At 66.5% G+C, this 3,851-nt stretch carries 4 protein-coding genes; all 4 read right to left on the bottom strand.

The window, feature by feature from the left end; translation table 11 throughout:
- Positions 1-1,110, bottom strand: a 1,110-nt coding sequence (gene moxR1 / locus ACRDUX_RS25935; protein ID WP_526417906.1) for a chaperone MoxR1, incomplete at its 3' end; no start/stop codon positions are given.
- A 154-nt stretch (positions 1,111-1,264) separates the two neighbouring features.
- Positions 1,265-1,903, bottom strand: a complete 639-nt coding sequence (ripB, locus tag ACRDUX_RS25930) for an NlpC/P60 family peptidoglycan endopeptidase RipB (protein WP_526417908.1) — start codon at positions 1,901-1,903, stop codon at positions 1,265-1,267.
- A gap of 71 nt (positions 1,904-1,974) precedes the next feature.
- On the bottom strand, positions 1,975-3,390 hold the full coding sequence (gene ripA / locus ACRDUX_RS25925) for an NlpC/P60 family peptidoglycan endopeptidase RipA (RefSeq protein ID WP_526417905.1): 1,416 nt from the start codon (positions 3,388-3,390) through the stop codon (positions 1,975-1,977).
- 216 nt (positions 3,391-3,606) lie between these two features.
- Positions 3,607-3,851, bottom strand: a 245-nt coding sequence (locus ACRDUX_RS25920) for an Rv1476 family membrane protein (protein WP_526417903.1), incomplete at its 5' end; no start/stop codon positions are given.

Raw genomic sequence — 3,851 nt, 5'->3', positions numbered from 1 at the left:
CATTGCGGGGGCGACTGAATGACCTTGCTGCGGAATCGCATTCACCTGCGGCAGCGCCACGGTCTGCATGATGCGGTTGATGACGGTCTCGGCCGACACCTCGTCGGCGAGCGCGTCGTACGTCAGCACCAGGCGGTGCCGGAGCACGTCGGGGATGACCTCGACGACGTCCTGCGGGATCACGTAGTCGCGCCCGCGCACCAGCGCCAGCGCCCGCGATGCGGCGATGATGCCGAGCGAAGCGCGCGGTGAGGCGCCGTACGCGATCCATGCCTTGGCGTCGGGCATGCCGAACTTCTCTGGCGTGCGGGTGGACGTGACGATGCGCACGACGTAGTCGACCAGCGCGTGGTGGACGAAGATGCCCGCCGCGATGTCCTGCAGCCTGAGCAGGTCACCCGTGTTGAGGATCTGCTTGGGCGTCGGCGGTGTGACACCCATCCGGTAGATGATCTCGCGCTCTTCCTCTGGCGTCGGGTAGTCGACGTTGAGCTTGAACAGGAAGCGGTCGCGCTGGGCTTCGGGGAGCGAGTACACGCCCTCCTGCTCGATCGGGTTCTGTGTCGCCATGACGAGGAACGGACTGGGCAGCGGGAAGGTCTTGCCACCGAGTGAGATCTTGCGCTCGGCCATCACCTCGAGCAGGGCGGACTGCACCTTGGCAGGCGCGCGGTTGATCTCGTCGGCGAGCAGGAAGTTGACCATGACCGGCCCGAGTTCGATGTCGAACTCCTCCTTGCCCACCCGGTAGATGCGGGTACCGACGATGTCGGTGGGCACCAGGTCGGGCGTGAACTGAATGCGCGCGAACGTACCGCCGACGACCTTGGCGAACGTCTCCACCGCGAGGGTCTTGGCCACGCCGGGGACGCCTTCGAGCAGGACGTGTCCCTTGGCGAGCAGGCCGACCAGCATGCGCTCGACGAGGAGGTCCTGGCCGACGATGATCCGCTTGACCTCGAAGATCGCCCGTTCCAGGGTGTGCACCTCGTTTTGCAAGCCGCCGTTGGTGGACGGTGCCTGCGGGGGGCCGGCGGGGGAAAAGCCCTGCGCCGGGGCCTGGCCGGAGAAGCCTCCGGCGCCCTGCGGCGGCCCACTCGGTGACGTCATTCAGTTTCCTCCCACATGTTCTGGTCCGGCGTTCTCAGACCGCTGATCTTGGGTTCATCTCGGTGGCGCCAGAGCCACTCGGCAGACGCTTCCGCATCAACTATTCCAGGCAGTTCGGAATCCGTCGACGTGCCCTGCCCGGAGATGGTCTCGATCAGGACTCGATGAACCTGACCAGGTGTGGCGACATGCCCGCGGTGCGCACCGGGCTCACCGTCACTTTGCCCGCGCTGCCGGAGGCCTCCAGCATTCGGCCACCGCCCAGAAAGATGGTCACGTGCTGGCTGCCGCCGGGGCCGTAGAAGATCAGATCGCCACGCTTGGCTTGCGACGGCGCGATCGGCCGTCCTGCGTTGTATTGGTCACCGGAGTACTTCGGGATCTGCACACCGACGCCAGCGAAGGCGTACCGGGTGAATCCCGAACAGTCGTAGCCGATCTTGCCCGTGTCGTAGTCCACGCCCTCGCTCGGGCCGGTGAGTGAACCGCCACCCCACGAGTACGGCACGCCCATCTGGGATCCTCCTCGCTTGATCACGTACTCGATCGCCTGCGGGCCACGGACCCGTCCGCCAGCTGCTCCGACGGGATCGCTGACGAGACCGAGGCCGGCCAGGAACTGGTGGCCGAGGCTCTGGGTGGTCTGCAGTGCGATCGCGCTCGCCTGGAATGACGCGTTGGCGACGGCGACCGGGTCGCCGGGTGCCCCGGAGCTGGCGACCTTCGGCAGCGTCGGATCCCAGCCACCGTCGTCGGGATCGGCGGAGGCGGGCGCGGCACCGAACGCCAGCATGACCGCGCACAACGACGTGGCGAGCGCCAGGACGAGGCCGCGGAGGAACTTCAGAGGCAAGACAACCACCATCAGTATTCGATGTAGCGAATGACGTACGGCGTCATGCCGCTCGTCCGGACGGGCGAGATGTGGACGTCCGAACCGGTGTACGGCGCTTCCAACATCTGTCCGTTGCCGAGGTAGAGCGTCACGTGCTGGGCGCCGCCGGGCCCGTAGAAGATGACGTCGCCACGGCGCATCTGCGACGCCGGGATCTTGCGGCCCATGTTGTACTGCGAACCCGAGTAGTGCGGCAGCTTGATGCCCACCCCGGCGAAGGCGTAGAGAATGAGCCCCGAGCAGTCGAAACCGGTCGTGCCTGCCCCGGAGTCGATGCCCCTGCTCGGCCCGGCCGCGGTGCCGCCGCCCCACGAGTACGGCACCCCCATCTGAGTGCCCGCGCGCTGGATCACGTATTCGGAGGCCTGTCTGCCGTAGACGCGCGGTATCGCGCCGTTGGTGTAGCCGCTCTCGGTGGGGACCAGCCCGAGCTTCTGCAGGAAGCTGTGCCCCATCTGGCTGGTGAGTTGCGACGACGTGGAGGCGTATCCGAGTAACTGGTTGATGATGGCGATCGGGTCACCGCTGACGAACGCGCTGGGGATGGCGGGCAACGTGGGGTCCCACCCGCCGTCCCACTTCGAGTTGCCCGGTGCGGCCGCGGAGGGGTCGCGGTCCCAGTTGGTCGATGGGACTGCCGCAGCGGCCGGACCCGCGGCCTGCGCGGCATGTGCGGCAGCGGGCTGCGCGGGTGCCGACCACTGACGCGCTGCGGCGAGCTTGGCCTGCGCCGCCGACCGCTCGGCGGTGAGTCGGTCGAGCTCGCTCTGCTGGTCCTTGAACGTCTGCTGCGCCTGTGTCAACGACGCGACTGCCGCGTCCTGGCTGGTCTGAGCGTCGGTGACCGCCTGGTCGGCCTTCTGCTTGGCAAGGCGGGCCGCGGATTCCCTGTTGACCTGTCCGGTGCGCGCACGCTGTAGATCGGCGATCGCCTGAGAAGTACTGACGTTCAACGTCTGCGCGACGGCCGTGGTGTCGAGGATGTCCGCCGGGTCGGTGGCGTTCACGTAGGCCGCGGAGGGGCCGTTCATGTAGCTCGACGCCGCGAACGTGTCGAAGCGCTGCTGCGCGGATGCGATGGCGGCGTTGGCGTCCTTCAGCGCACCTTGGCTCGCGTCGACGTCGCGCTGGGCCGTCGCGGCATTGTCGCGGGCGGTCTGCACGTCGACGATCGACTTGTTGACGCTCTCCTGCTGCGCCTGGATGTTCGCACCGAGCTCCTGCAGCTTCTGGTCGGCGTTCGCGACGGAGGCGACGAGGCCCGCGATTCCCTGAGGGCTCTCCGGTTCCGCGGCCGCGAGCCCGGCTCCGTGGCCGTAGACCGATGCGACGAGAACACCGCATGCGAGCGAACCCGCAACCGAGGCGCGAAGGGTGCGTCTCATTCGATTCAAGTCTCCTCAGGCTCACGCGAACGTGGTGGCACGTCCGTCGGTGTCTTCGCCACAGGAGTCACGAGAACCACAACTGCAACAGCAGACACCTTCTGCACCGTACGTCACATGAAGGGCTAAGGAAATGCCAGCCGGAAATTACATCTTTGTAATTGAATCGAAGTTATCCAAAGGTGATCTTTGAATATCGAAAAGGTGTTCTGCGGGTCAGTTCTCCGCCGCCGCAGGCGTTTCCGAGACGCGCGCGTTTCTCGCGCGGACCTGCAGGATGCGGGTCCCGACGGCGGCCAGTGCGACGCCAAGGACGAGGACGATGGTGAATGGCGTCCACGGAAAGTGAGGTGTCGTCAATTCGGTCACGAAATTCTGAGATGCGACTACCGGAGTGCCGCTCACCTTCGCGATGTCCTGACCCGCCTCCAACGTCACCCGGTCGTAGGTCGAGCTGTAGG

The organism is Mycobacterium sp. (assembly GCF_050701675.1).
In the GTDB taxonomy this organism is placed as follows: Bacteria; Actinomycetota; Actinomycetes; order Mycobacteriales; family Mycobacteriaceae; genus Mycobacterium.
This window is presented reverse-complemented; position numbering and strand designations above follow the sequence as displayed.